At 71.4% G+C, this 19,604-nt stretch carries 12 protein-coding genes; 7 read left to right on the top strand and 5 right to left on the bottom strand.

Annotation, left to right across the window (positions count from 1 at the left end; translation table 11 throughout):
• The first annotated feature begins 34 nt into the window (after positions 1–34).
• The gene (locus tag OG440_RS08785) at positions 35–589 is read left to right on the top strand and encodes a MarR family winged helix-turn-helix transcriptional regulator (protein WP_406006280.1); all 555 of its coding nucleotides are present in this window, start codon (positions 35–37) and stop codon (positions 587–589) included.
• Between the two features lie 267 nt (positions 590–856).
• Here OG440_RS08785 and OG440_RS08790 read toward each other — a convergent pair whose 3' ends face one another.
• Both OG440_RS08790 and OG440_RS08795 read right to left on the bottom strand, forming a co-directional pair.
• The gene (locus tag OG440_RS08790; protein ID WP_406006281.1) at positions 857–2,578 is read right to left on the bottom strand and encodes an MFS transporter; all 1,722 of its coding nucleotides are present in this window, start codon (positions 2,576–2,578) and stop codon (positions 857–859) included.
• Between the two features lie 601 nt (positions 2,579–3,179).
• Positions 3,180–3,824, bottom strand: coding sequence for a TetR/AcrR family transcriptional regulator (locus OG440_RS08795; protein ID WP_406006282.1), 645 nt, complete (start codon positions 3,822–3,824; stop codon positions 3,180–3,182).
• A 464-nt stretch (positions 3,825–4,288) separates the two neighbouring features.
• Between OG440_RS08795 and OG440_RS08800 the strand changes: the two genes are divergently transcribed.
• The 4 genes from OG440_RS08800 to OG440_RS08815 are packed head-to-tail and all read left to right on the top strand — an operon-like array spanning position 4,289 to position 10,812.
• Positions 4,289–4,621 (top strand): SseB family protein, encoded by a 333-nt coding sequence (locus OG440_RS08800; RefSeq protein WP_406011299.1) that lies wholly within the window; start codon positions 4,289–4,291, stop codon positions 4,619–4,621.
• The gene (locus tag OG440_RS08805) at positions 4,618–5,274 is read left to right on the top strand and encodes a hypothetical protein (RefSeq protein WP_406006283.1); all 657 of its coding nucleotides are present in this window, start codon (positions 4,618–4,620) and stop codon (positions 5,272–5,274) included. Before OG440_RS08800 ends, OG440_RS08805 begins: the two co-directional genes overlap by 4 nt.
• 2 nt (positions 5,275–5,276) lie before the next feature.
• A complete protein-coding gene (locus tag OG440_RS08810; protein ID WP_406006284.1) occupies positions 5,277–10,046 on the top strand; it encodes a putative T7SS-secreted protein in 4,770 nt (1,589 codons plus the stop codon).
• Between the two features lie 7 nt (positions 10,047–10,053).
• On the top strand, positions 10,054–10,812 hold the full coding sequence (locus OG440_RS08815; protein ID WP_406006285.1) for a hypothetical protein: 759 nt from the start codon (positions 10,054–10,056) through the stop codon (positions 10,810–10,812).
• 188 nt (positions 10,813–11,000) lie between these two features.
• Here OG440_RS08815 and OG440_RS08820 read toward each other — a convergent pair whose 3' ends face one another.
• From OG440_RS08820 to OG440_RS08830, 3 genes are all read right to left on the bottom strand, one after another.
• A complete protein-coding gene (locus OG440_RS08820) occupies positions 11,001–12,770 on the bottom strand; it encodes a tannase/feruloyl esterase family alpha/beta hydrolase (RefSeq protein ID WP_406006286.1) in 1,770 nt (589 codons plus the stop codon).
• Between the two features lie 55 nt (positions 12,771–12,825).
• Positions 12,826–14,514: a carboxylesterase/lipase family protein gene (locus tag OG440_RS08825; protein ID WP_406006287.1), complete on the bottom strand. Its 1,689-nt coding sequence runs from the start codon at positions 14,512–14,514 to the stop codon at positions 12,826–12,828.
• Between the two features lie 612 nt (positions 14,515–15,126).
• The gene (locus OG440_RS08830; protein ID WP_406006288.1) at positions 15,127–16,479 is read right to left on the bottom strand and encodes a hypothetical protein; all 1,353 of its coding nucleotides are present in this window, start codon (positions 16,477–16,479) and stop codon (positions 15,127–15,129) included.
• 445 nt (positions 16,480–16,924) lie between these two features.
• Here OG440_RS08830 and OG440_RS08835 point away from each other — a divergent pair, with 445 nt between their 5' ends.
• A complete protein-coding gene (locus OG440_RS08835) occupies positions 16,925–18,556 on the top strand; it encodes a subtype B tannase (protein WP_406006289.1) in 1,632 nt (543 codons plus the stop codon).
• Positions 18,557–18,843: 287 nt separating this feature from the next.
• Positions 18,844–19,359, top strand: coding sequence for a hypothetical protein (locus tag OG440_RS08840; protein ID WP_406006290.1), 516 nt, complete (start codon positions 18,844–18,846; stop codon positions 19,357–19,359).
• Positions 19,360–19,604 lie beyond the last annotated feature (245 nt).

Consider the following 19,604-nt stretch of genomic DNA (forward strand, 5'->3'; position numbering starts at 1 on the left):
CGTGCAAATTTGGACCACGGATACACTCGTTGCCATGGCAGACCCCGCTGAGCACCCCACCGACCTGCCCTCATGTCCGTCCGCGCAGGGCTCCGGACTGCTGCCGGCCGAACTGCGCGGCTGGATGCTCCTGCTGGCCGCGACCGGGGCGGTGGAACAGCGGCTGCGCTCGGTGGTCAAGGAGCGGCTCGACGTCTCTCACGACGAGTTCCTCATCCTGTGCCTGCTGGCGGAGCAGCCCGGGGAAGGCCTCCGCATGACCCGCGTCGCGGAGCTCCTGGGCCGGCCCAAGACGCGGCTGACCTATCAGGTCGCCTGTCTTCAGCACGCCGACCTGGTGACCCGGAAGTCGGTCTGCGGCGACAAGCGCGGCGTGGAAGTGGCCCTCACCGAGAAGGCCCGAGGCATGCTCCGGGAGACGTCCGCCGTGCTGGCCGAAACGGTGAGAGGAGCGCTGGCCCACGTCATGGGACCGGAGCAGTGCGCCGCGATGCGCGGGCTGATCCCGAAGGCGGCCGAGACAGCCGAGTCCGAGGCAGCCGAGTCAGCGACGGCCGAGTCCGACGTGGCCGAGGCGGCCGAGGCCTGAGCGGCCGAGGCCCCAAGGCCGCTGACGGCCGGGGCAGTCGAGCCTGAGGCCGCCGGGACACCGGACCAGGAGCCCGACACCGCCGCCGCCACCTCCTCCAACTCCGCTTCTGCCACTGCCACTGCCGCCGCTCCCGACTGAAGCCCGAACGTCGGGCGCCCCGCCGGCGGAGTTCCGAGGAACACCACGGCAGGGCGGGGCGGAAGGACAACAGAACAGCATCAGGGACGGCGGGACGGGAGAAAGCCGGGGGCGGGGCCGACCGTCCTAACGGGAGGAGGCGTCGGAATACGCCTCCGTGGCCGCCGTCTCCTCCGACCTCTCCGAACTCTCCGACTCCTTCGTCGCCTCCGGCCCATCCGACCCATCCGATCGGTCCGACACCTCGGACCCGTCCGACCCGTCCGCCCCGTCCGACCCGTCCGTCTTCTCCGTGCCCTCAAAGGCCTTACGGCCGGGCAGGACCGCGAAGACGATCAGCGTGCCGGCGGCCATGATGATCCCGCCGACCAGGCTGGTCTGGGCGACTCCGTGGGCGAAGGCCTCGTGCACGGCCTCGACCAGGGCCTGCGCCTGCTGCGCCCCACCGGCGGGGTCCTTCGCAACCTGCTCGGCGACCGCCAGGCCACCGCCCACCGAGTCCTTGGCGGTATCCAGCGCGGCGGCGGGCAGGTTGCCGCCGACCAGGTCCGTCAGCTCGTCGCGGTACGCGGTGCCCAGGAGCGAGCCGAGGATCGCGATGCCGAGCGATCCGCCCAGCTCCAGCGCGGTGTCGTTGGCGCCGCCGCCGACGCCGAGCTCACTCTCCGGGAACGACCCCATGATCGTGTCGGTCGCCGGCGACACGCTCAGGCCGATCGCGAAGCCCAGCATCATCATCGGCGCGAGGAAGTCCGCGTAGGTCGAGGCCGTGTCGACCCGGGTGAGCAGGAAGACGCCCACCGTGCCGATCACCATGCCGGACACGACCATCGCCCGTACGCCCAGCTTCGGGGTCAGCCGCCCGGTCACCGCGGCGCCGACGAAGACGGCACCGGCCAGCGGCAGCAGTCGTACACCGGTCTCCAACGCGTCGTAGTGCAGCACGAACTGGAGGAACTGGGTGGAGTAGTAGATCGCGCCGAAGGTGCCGAAGAAGAAGAACAGCACCGCGAGCATCGAACCGCTGAAGGGCCGCAGCCGGAACCTGCGGACGTCCAGCATCGGATGCGGATGCCGCAGCTCCCAGGCCACGAACCCCGCCAGGCCGACGCCGGCGACCACGGCCGCGGCGATCGGGCCGGCGCCCCAGCCGAAGTGCGGGCCCTCGATGGTCGCGTAGACCAGCGAGCCGACGGAGACGATCGACAGGAGTCCGCCGACGTAGTCGATCCGGCCCATGCCGGCCGCGCTGGACGGCGGGATCAGCGCGAGCGCGCCGACGACGGCGACGACCGCGATCGGGACGTTGATCAGGAAGGTCGAGCCCCACGCGTGGTCCTGGAGCAGCCAGCCGGCGACCAGCGGACCGACGGCGATGGCCAGCCCCGAGGTGGCCGTCCAGGCGGTGATGGCCTTGGCCCGCTCGCTCCGCGGGAAGATCGCGACCAGCAGCGACAGCGTGGCCGGCATGACGACCGCGGCACCGACACCCATGATCGCGCGAGCCGTGATGACCAACTCGGTCCGGTCCACGAGACTGCCCATCACCGAACCGCCCGCGAAGACCAGCAGCCCGGTGACGAGGGCGCCGCGACGGCTGTACTTGTCGCCGATCGACCCCAGCACGAGCATCAGCGCGGCGTACGGGACCGTGTAGCCGTCGATGACCCACTGGAGATCACTGCTGCTCAGACCCAGGTCCGTGGTCATGTCCGGCGCGGCCACGATCAACGAGGTGTTCGCCATGACCACGATCAACAGGCTCAGGCAGAGCACGAGCAGCGCCGACCAGCGCTTCGCATACGGCCCGGTCATCTTCTCGATGGGCGTGTTGACGGGGAAGGGCATGGGGGGCTCCTAAGAGTACGAGTTAATTGCCCATTGATGTGCAGGCTAGTTTATTGCCCATCGATGTGCAAATACTCCTCCGCCTCTCTTGCCCTCTCTGGCCACCCACCCCGTGACCAGCCGATCGGCCGCCCTCGCGAAAGCCGAGCCATGACGCCGACGCCGGCCGCGCCGAGTTCGCCGACGCCACGGGTGCCCTGGCACGCTCCGTCCTCACCTCGCGGGCGGCGGCGCGTGGGGCGCGCCCGCTGTCGTTGACGTGGTTCCCGCCACGGTCGACCGACTGGTGACGGCACGGGTGGAGTCGCGAACGGCGGAGGCCACCGTGACCACGCACTCACGGCGGCGTCGAGGCGTCGTCCAACCAGGGCCCGTGAGAGCACGGGACGGAAAAGCATGGCAAGGCACAACGCGGCACGGCAGGGCACGCACGGCACCGCAGGGCAGGGCGGGGCAGGGCAGGGCAGGGCACCGCGGGGCAGGGCAAAGGCAGGGCTTCAGGGACCTGAGACCTGCCGGGACTTACCGGGACCTTCCGAGACTCACCGAGGCCTGCCGAGACCTACCGAGACCTACCGAGGCCTGCACCGAAGCGGACGGCTCAGGCCTCCGGCTCGACGCCCGCCGTCGCCGAGACGACCTCGTCGACCACGGCCAGGGCCCGCTTTTCCGGCACCCCCGCCGCGACGAGCGTCACGACGGCCGTCCGGGTCCCGTCGTCCTCCAGGGCACCGGTGTTGACCTCTTCCAGCAGCGCGACCTGCATCGCCTCGAGCCCCGCGCTCAGCACGGCGGGCGGCAGCTGCGTGTGGAAGACACCGTCGCGCTGCCCGCGCGCCAGGATGGCGGTGACCTCGGCCCGGGCCGGGGCGAGGATCTCGGCGACCCGCTCGTCGCCCAGGTCCCGCCGGGCCATCGCGAGGAGCAGCCGGTAGCGGTCGCCCACCGGCCAGATCGTGTGCACGAAGTGCGCGAGCGCCCGCTCGGCGGGCTCCTGCGGCGCCACCGCGACCGCCAGCGCGCCACGCAGCGCCTCGGACGCCTCGTCCGCGAGCGCCTCCAACAGCGCCGCCCGCCCGGGGAAGTGTCCGAAGAGGGTCCGTCGTACGACGCCGGAGGCCCGCGCGATCTCCTCCAGGGTGACGTCCGGATTCCGGCCGAGCTCCTGCCGGGCCGTGGCCAGAATGCGCGCCCGGTTGGACCGCGAATTACGCCGCTGCGGCTCGCGGGCCACGGAGTGGGTCACGGGAAACCTCAGGTGGTTCGGTACGGACTGACGGACGACGGGCGCCATTGTGGCGGATCCTCGCCGCCGGGGCGACTCGGGCACGGCCCGAAAGCGGCCCGAATGCGCCCCCGACGCGGCCCTGGCACGACTCGGGTGCGACCCCGGACGAACCCCCGACGCGTCGGCCGGAAGGCGAGGCCGCATGTCCACCTTCAAGCCACGGCCGAACGCCTCGGCCCCTCCCGCCCGGGCGTCGGCAGACCCTCGCGGGGGCACCACGACCGAACCCCCACACCTGCCGGGGGAGAACCGCTTGCTTCTTCGTGCGCGTCCTGCTCTACGGTGCCATCAGTTGTCATCAGTCACCTGTGACAGTCGCCCACGACCGGGGAGGAAGCGTGCAGCAGCCGAAGGCGGCACTCGCCGAACGCATCGCCGAGCGGAGAGCGGGCGGTGACGACCCCCGCGCCCTGGTCGGCGAGATGCGACGCTCGGTCCTCCTGGTTCCGGTGGCCGACGGGGGTCTCTGGTCGGTGCGTTCGGGCGGGGTGCGGTGGATCTGCGGGTTCACGGACGAGGCCGCTCTGGCCCGGTTCGCGCCGCACCACACACGCGGTGACCGGCCCATGGACTACGCGGCGTTGCTGGGTGCGCGCATCGTCGACGAGATCGTGCCCTCCCTCGGGGAGCCCGCCGGTCTCGCCGTGGACATCGCCACCGAGGACGGGTCGATGTTCTTCCCGCCGGTCGTCGGCATCGTTCCGGACGCGGTCGCCGTCGACGGCGGTGCGGCGGGAGAGAGGCCGCCGCGATGAGCGGTGACGGACCGGACCTGCGGCTCGACAAGGCGTCCGTCGCCAAGTTCACCAAAGGCGTGGGCGCGACCATCGATCAGCTCGGGGACCTCGGCGGCGCGACCGGGTCGGTGCTCGGAAAGGGCTTCTCGGAGCTGGCGATGACCGGGATGGAGGCCGGGCATCATGGCCTCGCGGTCGACTTCGAGGACTTCTGCGAGCGCTGGGAGTGGGGGGTGCGTGCCCTGGTGCACGACGCGAGCGCGCTCGCGAACCGCCTCGGCCTGGCGGCGGGCACCCAGTGGGAGCACGACCAGTACGTCGCGTCCACGCTCAAGGTGGGCGCCAACTCGCTGTTCGGCGGGAACCCGCACGCCAGTGAGGAGGAGATCGCCCAGCAGGACTGGGGCGACATCTTCACGCCGGACTACCTGGACCCGGACTGGAGTGCCGAGTCGTTCGACAAGGCCGGTCAGGACATGGAGCAGACCTGGAAGGACACCGGCCGCACCGTGCTGACCGAGGGGCGCGGCGGTCGGCAGTCCGAGGTGCTCAACGACGCTCTCGGCATCTCCGACGACCAGTGGAACCAGGCTCTGGACGACACCTTCGGCCCTTCGCCGGAGGAACGCGCCCAGCAGGAGCGGCAACAGGGTGACTCCGGGGGGAACTGACGGTGGGCATCGGCGACTTCATCAGTGACATCACGCCCGACTCGGTCGAGGACGCGGTCGAGGACGGCGTCGAGTGGGTGGGCAACCGGGTCGAGGACGCGGGCGACTGGACCGCCGACCGGCTGGACGACGTCGGCTGGGAGTCCGGCGCGGACTGGGTGCGTGAACAGTCCCGGTCGGTCGCCAACCGGCTCGGCGCCGAGGTCGACGAGATGGACCTCGGGCAGACCGAGGACAAGACCAAGCTGATCTACGGCAGCCCGAGCGAGATCACCTCCACCGCCACGAGACTGCGCGCGTTCCAGTCGGCCTTCGACAGCGCCGGCGACGGTCTCAAGGGCCTCGACTCGTCCCGGCTCGAGGGGGAGACGGCCGACGCGCTGCGCACCGCGGTGAGCACCCAGCCACCGAAGTGGTACACGGCCGCCGACGCCTGCACGAAGGCGGCCGCCGCGCTGGACGCGTTCGCCGGGACCGTCACCTGGGCGCAGGGCCAGGCGCAGACGGCGATCGACAAGTGGAAGGAGGGCGTCAAGGCGTCCGAGGACGCCGCCGACGCCCACCGCAAGAAGGTCGACGACTACAACGGCGCCGTGGACCGCTACAACGCGCAGCCCGCGGACCGGCGTGACCCGGCCTCGCTGCCCCCGAAGCCCGCGGCGACGTTCGACGACCCCGGCAAGAAGCTGATGCAGGAGGCCCAGAACGTTCTGGCCGAGGCCCGCAAGCAGCGCAACTCGGCGGCGGAGACCGCGCGCACGGCGGTCCGCGCCGCCCGCGACACGGCCCCGCAGAAGCCGTCCTACGCCGAGCAGTTGGGCGACGGGATGCAGGAACTCCAACTGATGGGCGACCACGTCGGCGGCGGTGTCGTCAAGGGCACGGCGGGGCTGCTGAACTTCGTCCGCGGCGTCAACCCGCTGGACCCGTACAACATCACGCACCCGGCGGAGTACGCCACGTCCCTCAACAGCCTGGCCGCGGGCCTGGTGGTGGCCGCCAACGACCCGGTCGGCACCGGCAAGCAGATGATCGGCGACTTCATGAAGGACCCGGCCGAGGGTTTCGGCCGGCTGCTGCCCGACGTGGCGCTGACCGTGGCCACGGGGGGCGGCGGCGCGGCGGTGAAGGGCGTGCGCGTCGCCGAGGAGGCCGCCGACGCCGCGCGGCTGCGCCGGCTGATCGACGACGCCCCGGACGGGACCCACAGCCGGCCGGACGGGGAGCGCCCCACCGACGGCACGGACCCGGTGGACCTCGCCACCGGCCGGATGTTCCTGCCCCAGACCGACCTGGAGATCCCGGGCGTCCTGCCGCTGGTCTTCACCCGTCGCACCGAGTCCGGCACCGCGACCGGCCGCTTCCTGGGGCCCGCCTGGTCGTCCACCGTCGACGAGCGTCTGGAGGTCGACGCCGTCGGTGTCCTGCACGTCACCGCCGAGGGGCTCCTGGTCCCGTACCCGCACCCGGCCCCCGGTGCGCCCACCCGGCCGGAGGCGGGCCGGGCCCGCACACTGCTGGCCCGTGACACCGACGGCGGCTACACGGTCACCGCCCTCGACAGCGGTCTCGCCTTCCACTTCGCCGCCCCGTCCGGCGCCGAACCGGGGGGTGACGGCGTCGCCTGGCTGGCGGGCGTCAGCGAACGCAACGGCCACGCCGTCGACGTCCACCGCGACGAGGACGGACTGCCGCTGGCCCTGGTCCACTCGGCGGGTCACCGGGTGAACCTGTCCGTGGAGGACGGCCTGGTCACCGGCCTTTCCCTGGCCGGCGGGGGCGAGGGCGGGGCGGATCTGCCCCTGATGGGCTACGGCTACCGGGACCGCGACCTCGTCACGGTCACCAAGCCGTCGGGCGCCGTCACCACCTTCGTCTACGACGACCGTCGCCGCGTCATCGCCTGGATCGACTCCAACGGCAGCCGCTACGACTACGTCTACGACGACCGCGATCGCGTCGTGGCGGAGGGCGGCGAGGCCGGCCACGTCCAGATCACCCTGTCCTACAGCGAACCGGAGGCCGGTACCGGTCACCGCACGACGGTCCTGACCACCGCCGACGGGCGGGTCACCCGCCATCTGTACGGCCCCGGCTGCCGTCGCCTCGCCCTCACCGACCCGCTCGGTCACACCACCCGGTTCGGCCACGACCGCAGCGGCAACCTCGTGAGCCGCACCGACCCGCTGGGTCTCACCACCGTCTTCTCCTACGACGCGGAGGGCCGGGTCGTTTCCGTCGTCCGCCCCGACGGCAGCGAACTGCGCACGGTGCGCGGCCCGTTCGGCCTGCCGGTGGAGGTCGTCGGCCCGGACGGCACCCGCACGCTGCACGCGTACGACGAACGCGGCAACCGTACGGCGGTCACCGACCAGGCCGGTGCCACCACCCGCTACACCCATGACCGGGCGGGCCGCCTCACCTCGATCACGGACCCGCTCGGAGCCACGACACACGTGGTGTGCGACGCGGCGGGGTTGCCCGTGGAGGTGACCGACCCGGCCGGCGCCCTCACCCGCACGGAGCGGGACAGCCTCGGCAGGCCGGTCCGCGTCACCGATCCGGTGGGCGGCGTCACCCGCCTGGAGTGGACCGCCGACGGGCAACTCGCCCGCCGTACCGGTCCGGACGGCGCCACCGAGTCGTGGACCTACGACGGCGAGGGCAACCTGCTCAGCCGCACCGACGCGGCCGGTGGTGTCTCGCGCTTCGAGTACACCCACTTCGACCTGCCGGTCGCCCGTGTCCGGCCGGACGGCGCGCGCTACGAGTTCGAGCACGACGCCGGGCTGCGCCTCACCCGCGTCACGAACCCGCAGGGGCTGACCTGGACCTACGCGTACGACGCCGCCGACAACGTCGTCTCGGAGACCGACTTCGACGGCCGCACCCTCACCTACCGGATGGACGCCGCGGGCCGGCTGGCCGCCCGTGTCGACGGGCTCGGCGGAACCATCTCGTTCGAACGCGACCAGCTCGGGCGGGCGGTCCGCAAGGACGTCGACGGCCGGGTGACGACGTACGCCTACGACCGGGCCGGGCGCCTGCTGGAGGCGACCGGACCGGACGGTGAACTGCGCTATCAGTACGACCGTCGCGGACTCACCAAGGCGGAACTGGTCGACGGCCGCGCCCTCCTGTACGCCTACGACGTCCTGGGCCGCCGGACGCGCCGCACCACGCCCACGGGTCACGTCACCTCCTACTCCTACGGCGCCGACGGGCTCCCCCACCGTCTGACCAGCGGCGGTCACCGGGTCGAGTTCACGCACGACGCCGCCGGCCGGGAGCTCGCCCGCGTCTTCGGCGACGCGATCACCATGACCTCCGCCTGGGACGACGCCGGACGCCTCGCCACGCAGCAGATCACCGCCGGGGGCCGTGACGTCAACAGCCGGGCCTACTCCTATCGCGCCGACGGACACCTGGCCTCGGTCGTGGACCGGCTGTCGGGCGCCCGCACCTTCGACCTCGACCGCGTGGGCCGCGTCACCGCCGTCCACGCCCAGGACTGGACGGAGCGGTACGCCTACGACGAGGCCGGCAACCAGACCTCGGCGTCCTGGCCCTCCGGCCACCCCGGCGGCGAGGCCACCGGATCGCGCGCCTACACCGGCACCACCCTCACCCGGGCCGGAGACGTCCGCTTCGAGCACGACGCCCTCGGCCGCGTCGTCCTGCGGCAGAAGACGCGCCTCTCCCGCAAGCCGGACACCTGGCGCTACACGTGGGACACGGAGAACCGCCTCACCTCCGTGACCACGCCCGACGGAACCCGGTGGAGGTACCGTCACGACCCGCTCGGCCGCCGCACCGCGAAACAGCGCCTGGCGGACGACGGCGAGAGCGTGGTCGAGGAGATCCGGTTCACCTGGGACGGCCTGACCCTGTGCGAACAGACCAGCCATCAGCCGGACGTCCCGCACACGGTCGCCCTCACCTGGGACCACCGCGATGTCGTGCCCCTGGCGCAGACCGAGCGCCTCCTGACGGCCGACGACCGCCAGGAGGAGATCGACCGGCGGTTCTTCGCCATCGCCACGGACCTCGTCGGCACACCGACCGAACTCGTCGACGAGACGGGCGACATCGCCTGGCGCACCCGCAGCACGCTCTGGGGCACCACGGCCTGGTCCCGGGACAGCGGTGCCTACACCCCGCTCCGCTTCCCCGGCCAGTACTACGACCCCGAGACCGGCCTGCACCACAACTGCTTCCGCCACTACGACCCCGAGACCGGCCGCTACCTCTCGCCGGACCCGCTCGGTCTCGCCCCCGCCCCGAACCCCCTCGCGTACGTGGACAACCCGCACACCGGGTGCGACCCGTGGGGTCTGATGCCCAAGTACACGCGGGAGGAGCGGGCCCGGAAACGGATCGACAAGATCGTGGACGGCATCGTCGAGAGGGCGAACAACGCGGAGTTCAAGAAGCGTTTCGACTACCACGGGGACACCCGGCACGACTTCAGCGACGAACGGGTCATCGAGATCCTGAAGAACCCGGACGCCGTGTACCACTCGACGGGCCAGGCCGGGACGTTCACCTTCAGGCAAGGCGAGGACATCGTCGTGATCGACGGCCCCGGCACCACTCAGGGCCAGGCGATCACGGCCTACGGACCGTCCGGCATCAAGGGCGGCTCCGGAGCCGAGGCGCTCGGCGGCAAACCCACGGACCCCGGTGCGCCGGTGACCGACGAGGCCATCGTGACGGGCAGGATTCCCGCCAAGGACGGCGGTTTCCAGCCTCCGGCAGTACGGATCAGATGAGGCGGCGATGACGACCGAACTTAAGTTCGACGGCGGCTGGCGCGCGACCGTGACGGACGAACCGCTCCCCCTCGTCCCCCGGCTCCTGGGCACGACTCTGATCGTCGCCCCTTACGGGGACAGGGTCGAGAGGGAGAAGTTCCTCGCGGACACGTTCGGCAGCCAGGACTGGCTGTGGGACCTCCCCGACGTCTTCCGCTTCGACCCCGACGGCCGGCAGCTGGTCGGGGCCGAATTCCGGATCCCGGAGGAGGCCGCCCCGGCCGAGGACTCCGCCCGCCTTCCCGGCACACCCGCGGTACGCCCGGGCGGCCTCCGCGCGGCCGAGGTCACGCACTTCCGGCACGAGACGTGCACGGTGCTGTGCCGCTCCCCCGACGACGCCGTGCTGACCTGCCTGCGCGACCTCGACGTCCTCGACGAGCCGCTGGACGCCCGCATCGGCATCGCCCCCGACGTGGCACTCCTCGTCCAGCGGGGCACCGTCGTCGGCTGGAGCCTGACCGACCCGGCCCGGTACCTGACCCCCGGACTCGCCGCCCCCGACCCCGGCCCGCCCTCGCCCGCCACCCGCCGCCTGTTCACCGAGTGCCTGGACCTGATCACCACGCCGCTCATCGAGGACGTGATGGACGGCGAACCCCGCGCCCTGGCCCGGCTCCGGGCCGCCGACGAGTCCCTGCGCGCCCAGCCCGAGGACCGCCACCGGGCCGACGCGCTGCTCGCACTGATCGCCACACTGGTCGAGGACTACGGGAACGGGTGACGGTCGACGGCCGCCCGGTTCGGGCGGGCAGACCGTCCGGTCTCCGGACCGACCCCGCCCCGCACACGCGTGAGCCGTGTGCGGGGCGGGGTCGGCCGGTGGATCGGGCCGTCGTCCGTCGGTCCTTCGGGCCTTGGGTTCCTCTGGCAGTGGGTCCCTCGGGCCGTTGATCGTCGGCGGGGGCCAGGTCACGCCTTGCCCTTGCTCACCACCCACTTGCCGTGGACCCAGTTGCCCACCGTCTCGTAGCCGGAGCGGAAGGAGCCGAGCCAGTTCAGGGTCAGGTTCGCCTCGGCGGTGGACTTGACGGGGGTGTAGGACGCCGGGTCGTCCGAGGAGCCGCCCGTGGTGTTCTTGGCGACGTACGGGAAGGGGTAGACCGGGCGGGAGGAGGTGACCTTGCCGGTGCTGTCGACGGCCTTGGTCAGCAGGCTGGCGGGGGCCTTGTCCTGGGTGACCCAGTCGACGATCGCGGTCAGCGCGTCCAGCTTGTCCGGGCCCTGGCCGCCGCCGCAGTGGGCGACGCCCGGGAGCAGGAACAGCCGGGCGAAGTCGGTGGTGGCCGCGGTGCCACCCATGACCTTCTGCACCGCCTTGTAGTACGCCATGGTGCCGACCGCCGGGATGTGCTGGTCGCCCAGGCCGTGCCACAGGATCAGCTTGCCGCCGGCCTTCTTGAACGCCCTCAGGTCGGGGTCGGTCGCGTCGTACATGCCCTCGTTGGGCTGCATGACCTTCTTGAAGTAGGCCGCCGTGAACTTGACGTCCTTGTAGGTGAGGGCCGGCTGCGGGCTGTCGAAGATCTGGTAGCGGAGGGTCTCCCGGACGAAGCTCTGGTCGCCGGTGGTGCCCGTCGCCGTGGTGGGCACGATGATCCCGGCCCAGTTCAGTTCGGAGCCGCGCAACTGGTAGCCCGGGTACAGCAGTTCGCCGTGCTCGTCGGTCGGGCCCGCGTAGATGCGGCGCAGGGTGGTGACCTGGTCGGCGGTCAGGCAGTAGTCCGCGGTCGTGGAGGTCTGTCCGGCCGCGCACCGGATGCTCGCCGGATCCCAGGTGCAGGCGAGCGGGTCGGCGAGGATGCCGTCGGCGGGCGCGCCACAGGCGTCGAGGACCGCCGCGTGCAGCGGGGCCAGGTCGGCGGTCGTGATGGTGGCGGGGCCGCCGTCGAGGTAGACGGACTGGGCGGTCCAGGCGTGCGAGAAGGTGTTCAGCGCGGTGAAGTTGTTGGCCGGTGCGCCGGCGACGATGCCGTCGAAGTCGGTCGGGTAGCGCTGGGCCTCGGTCAGTGCCTGGTGGCCGCCCTGCGAACAGCCGTCGAAGTAGGAGTGGGTGGCGGCCTGGCCGTAGTACTGCTTGACGACGGCCTTGGCGACCTGGGCGAGCAGGTGGTCGGACTTGTAGCCGAAGTCGGCGCGCAGGGTCGGGTCGGTGGAGAACAGACCGCCGCCCTGGTAGTGGCCCTCGTCGCTGGAGCCGACGGCGAAGGCGCCGTCGGTCAGCGGGACGCAGCCGTAGGAGGCGGCGGCGTTGCCGGTGTTGACGTTGCCGCACAGGCCACCGCAGCCGAGTTGCAGGTAGTCGGCCTGCCAGCCGGTCAGCGGGAGGCGCAGCTGGAAGTGGATCTGCGGGGCGATCACGCCCTGCACGTTGCAGTAGCCCCAGTTGCCGAGCGTGTTGCCGGAGGCGGCCACCTCGGCGGCCGAGGTGATCTCGAAGGGCACGTCGGGGACGGCGGCGGCCAGGTCGAGGGAACTGACCCCGGCGCAGGTCATGGCCGGCGCGATGCCGGCCGTGGTGGTGCTCGCTGCCTGGGCGTCGACCGTCGCGGTGGCCTGCGTGCCGTCCGCGGAGACGGCGGCGAGCGCCGCGTTGCCGCCGATCACGAGGGTGAGCGCGGCGGCCAGCGGGGCGAGGAGGGTGGCCGTTCTGCCTCGGCACCATGCGGTGAGTGCGGGCATGCCTGATCTCCGTTCGAAGAAGCGGGGGGACGATGACGGATCGCGGACGGGCCCGTCAGTACTGCGTGGTCTGCGAGAGCAGGTACGTCTCGAGGAAGGCGAACTTGGCCTCGCTGTCGGCCGCCGGGATCGCCTCGAAGGCGTCGCCGAGTTCCATCGACTGCGGTGTGCCGGTGCGCAGGGCGGGCCAGGCCGGGAGGGAACGGCCGTTGGGGTTGCCGGTGGCGGCGAAGTTGGCCACGTAGGAGGACGTGGTGTCGGCGATCTCGCGGTCCTTGTCCGTCCACGGGCGGTCGGTGCCGTACAGGTTCCCGAAGAGGTAGTACTTCTCCGCGCCGTGGTAGGCGCCCACGCCGTTGGCCGGCTCGATCGGGTTGGTGGTGTCCGAGCCGGGGGGTGCGTGCGTCCACCAGTAGTTGTAGACGGGGCTGCGGCTGCCGGCGGTGTTCTTGAACTGCGTGCCCCACAGGAAGGTGGAGACGCGTTCCTCGTCGCGCGCGTAGTTGTTGTACTGGGCGGCGGCCTCCGCGTCGGTGCCGGCCGGGTAGAGCGTCAGGAACCGCTGGGCCTGGTCCCCGAACGTGGTGGCCGCGTACGCCTGGAACTGGGCGACCGTCATGGACAGGGTCGGCGAGGCGCCGTTCTCGTCCTTGTTGTTGCCGGTGAGGACCGGGACGTCGGCCTCGGTCCCGGACTCCATGGCGTCGGTGTACGTGGTCGGCAGGACGTGGCCGTCCAGGACGTTGCCGAAGTCGGTGCCCGCGGCCGGGGCGCCGGGCGCGTACACCTTGGTCACGATCTCGTCGGCGCTCAGCGCGCGCAGCCCGGCCAGGGAGGAGGCCCCCATGTAGGCGGTGAACGCGGTGCCGTTGGCCTCGGCGGCGGCCAAGGTGTCGTAGCCGCCGGCCACATGACCGAGCGCGGGGTCCTTGGTGTACTGCACTCCGGCCGCGAGCAGTGCCCGGTGGTACAGGCCCCGGGCGAGCTTGGAGATCATCAGGATGTTCACGAACGACGAGCCGTGCGACCAGCCGCCGATCGTGACGCGGTCCGGATCGCCGCCGAACGCGGCGATGTTGCGCCGCACCCATTTCAGGGCCGCCACGGTGTCCAGGACACCCCAGTTGCCCGAGCCGCCATGGCCGGTCTCCGCGCTCAGCTCGGGGTGGACCAGGCCGCCGAAGGCGCCGACGCGGTGGTTGAAGGTGACCACGACCACGCCCTTCGCCGCGAGTCCGGCACCGTCGTAGACCGGCTGGGAGGCCCACATGGCGCTGTTGCGGCCGCCGTAGATCCACACGAAGACCGGTCGGCGCTCCCGCGAACTCGCCCCGGGCGTCCAGACGTTGAGGTTCAGGCAGTCCTCGCTCAGCGGGGGCACCTTGTCGGCGGCGATGCCCGTGACCGGCTGCGGGCAGGCGGCGCCCCACGTGTCCGCCTTGCGCACCCCCTTCCAGGACGGCGCGGGCCGCGGCGCCCGCCAGCGGTTGGCGCCCGCCGTGGAGGCCGCGTACGGGATGCCCTTGTAGACGGTGACGCCGTCGAGGGCCGCCGGGACGCCGGTGACGAGGCCGGAGTCGGTCCGCACGGGCCGTTCGGCGGCGGCTCGGCCGGCCGCCGAGGCGGGGGCGGCCTGCACGGTGCCGACCAGTGCGGCGCCGGCCGTCGCCCCGGCGACACCGAGGAAGCCGCGGCGGCCGAGCGGGGTGGAGTGGAACGTGGGCGGAACATCTCGCCGGTTCAAAAAATCTCCTGGTGACGGGGAGAGGTGGGCGCTCGTGTGCACGGCTCGGCGCCTGCCCCTGTCTGTGAGTCGGTCCCTGCCGGCAGGGCTCGGGGAGGTCGCTTCATGCTGTGCCCCGTGTCTCGGGAGTCACAACAGGGCAGGGAGGGACTCATAGGTTTCCTGGCGCAACATGAGGTTGTGCTCCGTGCGGGTTGACAGCGGGCGGGGCACACCCCGCCGACAGCCGGAGCCGTGTTCCGCGGCCGGCGTCCCGGCCGGCCAGGAGTCACCGCGGGCGGACCGATGCAGAGGGCGCACAAAGGAACGGCCGAAGCGTTGACGCCCTGCGCACAAGCGAGTGAGAAAAGTCGGCGCCAGACGGCGACCGCCACCACCGTGGCCGTCTCCGGCACGAAGGCGACAGCGGTGGTCACGCCCTCCGCGGCCGGCGGTGTGCGGTGTGCGGTGCCGGCCGTAGCGCGCGTCGACGGGCCCCGCACCGGCTCTCCGAGGGAATCGCGACAAGAACCCTGGCAAGGGCCCTCGGAGAGCCGGGGGGAGAGCTGGGCGGAGGGCTGGGCGGAGGGCTGGGCATTGAGCCGGGCGGAGCCGGTCGGGGAGCCGGTTCGACTACTTCCTCTTCTGCTCGAAGAGCCAGTCGCGGATTCCCTCGATGGCGTAGGCGGTCCGCCAGGTGCAGATGTGGTTGTCGACGGAGCTCTCCGCCAGGCCGGGCCACACCACGGTGCCCTTCTTCAGCGCCGTGAAGTTGATCGGGGTCTTCTCGGCCCGCATCTGCGCGGCGTACGGGGCGAACTGACCGGGGGTCAGCTGACCGTCCCAGACCGCGCGGCTGATCTTCGCTCCCTGCTTCGCCAGGGTGTCCATGATGCCGGTCATCCCCGGATAGGCCTGCTCGTCGCCCTGCGACACGACGGCCCAGATCTTCTGCTTGGCCAGCGGCTTGACCTGGGAGAGGTCGTCCCACTGTCCGGCCACGAGGAAGGAGGCGGCGAAGAGGTCGGGGTAGGTGAAGTCGAGCGCGATCGACGTGATCGTGCCGCCGGACTGGCCGGTCGTGTAGAGGCGCTTCTTGTCGATGCTGTACTTGCCGGTCAGGGAGTCGATCAGCCCCTTGATGGTCTGCAGGGCCGCCGCGTTGCCGTCGCTGCCCTCGTCCGCCTCGCTGGTGAACTGCGGCGCGAGGACGAAGCATTCGCGCTTGGCCTGCTCCGACTCGCTCGCCCAGACGACGGCGCCGAGCCCCTGGGTCAGGGTGATGAGCGGGTTCGTGCCGGTGGTGCCGCCGTCGTGCATGAACAGCACCATGGGATACGACTTCGACTTGTCGTAGTTCTTCGGCACGAACAGGTTGTACTGCAGGGAGTTGCCGGTGCCCGCGTCCGTGTACTTCAGCCCCTGCCGGAAGTCGTCGACGATCAGATTGTCGACCTTGCTCGTGGTGACGGCTGTGCTGTCGGCGGCGTAGGTGTCCCCGGCGCTGGTGGTGACCGTGCCGACCTGGGTCACCTCGGCCACCGCCTCCTTCAGCGTGGGGCTCTGCATGCCGCCGCCCGGGCCGCCCGGGCCGCCGGACGGAGCGCCCGAGGGCGATGCCGAGCCGGACGGCGACGGGGCGGTCGACGCGGAGGCCGAGGGCTGCTGCGAGGGCGTGGACGACGACGAGCCTCCGGAGAAGCCGTCCGAGTACAGACGGGCCGCCTCGTCGAGCGGCGAGAGCTCGATGACGACGTACTCACCGTTGGTGCCGTGTCCCGCCTTCGCCGCCGAGGTGTTGGCGTAGACGTTGGTCACGGTCCTGTCGGTGACCTTGAAGGTGGACGGCGACAGCTTCGACGCGTCGATCTCCTTGTCGTACCGCAGGGCCACGGCGGTGAGCTTCTGCCCGTCCCCGAACACCTCGGTGATGGCCGTGCCCTCGACGACGTGACCGGAACCGGCGGCCAGCTGCGTCCCCGTCACACTGGGCCGCGTCGAGCCCGAGGCACACCCGGCCACGGCAGGGACGGCGGTAGCGGCCACGATTCCGGCAAGAAGGCTCCGGCGCTTCATCGACCTGTCTCCTCTTCACACGCCGGCCTCACGCCGGCCCCTGTGGGTCTCCCTGTTTCTTCCGGGGACCGTAGAACGCGCCGGGAAATATCGTCAACAATATCGTCGACGACAAGAGATATTCACAGTCGGCCGACAGATTCGATGGATGGGGGCCGGTGCACCCCCGTTTCGGCCACCCGCAATTCCGCCACAAGGGTGATCCATCTGTGGGCCGGAAGGGCACTTGCTGTCGATTTCCCGTGAGGCCATGTGGACCTCCCATGAATCCGGCCGAATTGTTGGCACTATCGTCAACACCTGCCTATCTTCACGGAGGCAGATCAGGTGGGACACAACCGGAGAGGTCGTCACGGTGAAGCACAAGGCAATCAAGCGCAGGTCCGTCGTCGTGGGGATCGGTGCTACCGCCGGAGTCGCGGCGGTCGGCGGCATGGCCCTCAGCGCGCAGGCGGCGAGCGAGAGCGCCTCCTCGTCCTCGTCGGGCGAGCTGGTCTTCGATCCGGAGGGCTACACCGAGATCACGACGACCATCACGGACACCGACGGTACCGACCATGACGTGACCTACCACTTCTGGAAGGCCATCACGTACGTCTCCAAGCCGGTCGAGGAGAAGTACCAGAGCCTGATCGTCAGCGTGCCCGTCGAGATCGACGGCACCGCCGTGGACGCCTCCGACGCGCCCATCGTCCTGTCCAACGTCATCGCCGGATACGTCGAGTCCTCCGTCGCGGAGGCCACCGGTATCGGCGGCGCCGCGATGAGCGGAACGCCTCCGACGGGCGGCGGCGGCCCCTCCTCCTCGGCGTCGGCGTCCGCCTCCCCCGCCCCCTCGGCCTCCGCCTCCGCTCCCGCCGGCGGCGGTGGCGGCGCGAAGGCCATGCCGCAGATGGCACTCCTGGCCGGTTACGTCGTCGTCGAACCCGGCGCCCGCGGCCGCACCACCACGAACTCCGCCGGCGAGTACTACGGCACCGCCCCCGCCGCGATCGTCGACCTCAAGGCGGCCGTGCGCTACCTGCGGTCCAACAAGGGCCGCATCCCCGGCAACACCGACCGGATCGTCTCGGTCGGCGTCAGCGCGGGCGGCGCCCTGTCCTCGCTGCTCGGCGCTTCCGGCGACAGCCCGCTCTACGACAAGCTCCTCACCGAGATCGGCGCCGCCGACGCCTCCGACGCGATCTTCGCGACCGGCGCCTGGTGCCCGATCACCGACCTGGAGCACGCCGACGGCGCCTACGAGTGGAACTGGGGCACCAACGTCACCCAGTCCACCGGCAAGGTCGTCGACCAGACGGTGTCCAAGAACCTCCGGTCACAGTTCGCCGAATACCAGGCGAAGCTCAAGCTGCGCGGCCTGGACGGCTTCGGCACGCTCACCGCCCGCAACTACGACGAGTACCTGGTCGAGCAGTACCTCCAGCCGTCGGCCACCACCTACCTCGCCGGCCTGTCGGACACCGAGCGCGAGACCTACCTCGCCGCCAACACCTTCATCACCTGGTCCGGCGGCAAAGCCACCTTCACCTGGGCCGACTACCTCACCCACGTCGGCACCCGCAAGAAGACCACCCCGGCCTTCGACGCCTTCGACCTGTCCGCCGGCGAGAACAACGAGTTCGGCGTGGGCACCACCAAGGCCCGCCACTTCACCACCTACAGCCTCAAGAACGACACCACCGGCGTCACCGGCACCCGCCTCGACAGCGACATCCCCGAGAAGCTGCGGCTGATGAACCCCATGTACCACCTGGTGGAGAAGGCCAACCCGAAGCGCACCAAGCACTGGTGGATCCGCCTCGGCACCAACGACACCGACACCTCGCACGTCATCTCCGCCAACCTCGCGGCCGCCGCCAAGGGCCTCGGCGACCAGGTCGACCACCTCTACTACTGGGACCAGGGCCACGGCGCCAACATCGACCTGCCCGACTTCGTCGCCTGGGTCGCCGACGTCACCGGCCACAAGAGCAGGAAGAAGTAGGAGAAGAGCGGCGGCAGGGGTACGCGAGACCGACCTCTCGCGCGCGTGTGGGCCGGCCGGGCCCGGGTTCATGTCACCGAACCCGGGCCCGGCCGGCCCTTGCGCACCCGCCCGATGTCACGAACGTTGATCGATATCCCGAACACACCCTCTCTCCTCACGGGCGTTGTCCCCGCATATATCCCGGACTCTTGACGGCGACCGTATGACTGCGTAGACATGACAGCGCAGTCATAGAAGCGATCTCTTGTCCTGAACTCGATCACGCGGTCCACCGGGAGAACACCATGACGCGAAAGACGGGGCGGGATACGAGCGCCCGCGCGCCCCGCGGCATGGACGACTCCCGCCTGACGACGCTCGGCACGGCCCCGCACAAACCCGTTTCGGTTCTCGCCGGTGGCGAGCGGGCCGTGTGGAACACGGGCCGCGCGCTCCGCCGTGCGGTCGACACGACGGAAGGCGACCCGACGAGACCCGTCGGCGCCGGAGTCGCCGTCGACCCGACGGGCCACACGACCGCCCCCGACCATCCGTCGGCCCTGGCAGAGGTGACGGGACACCACCTCACCGCTCACCAAAGGTGGTTCGGCGCCCCCGACCGCCTCGCAGGACGGCGAGCGGCACTGACGAGACAAGGCAGCCACGCGCTTTTCGCCGTCGGGGGCGACCGGTCGGCGGCGTCCGGGTGCCGGACGAGGCGCGGACCGGCCGAGGTCGGTGTCGTCGGCTCGGACGTCGTTCCGGCGGTCGGTACGTCGAGTCCGCCGCTCCCGAACGGAGGCCCCGGCACCCGCCGCTGAGCAGTCCCCGCACCGGGACCGGACCTGAGCCGTTCCGCGCACACGGTTCCGTCGCCTTCCCCGGCTCGCTCCACCCCCGTGTCTCCTGCCGCGCCCAGGTCTCCGCACCACGTGGCCCGCTCCGCGTGACCCCGTACGCCGGCGACCGCATCGGCGTGCGCGCCGCCACAGCACCCTGCCCCCGCAGACGACCGCCCCTGACCCATCCCCCGCAGGCATCACCGTGTTCACCCCCGAAGGAGGAG

Origin of the sequence: Streptomyces sp. NBC_00637 (assembly GCF_045161545.1) — a bacterium.
Classification (GTDB): Bacteria; Actinomycetota; Actinomycetes; order Streptomycetales; family Streptomycetaceae; genus Streptomyces.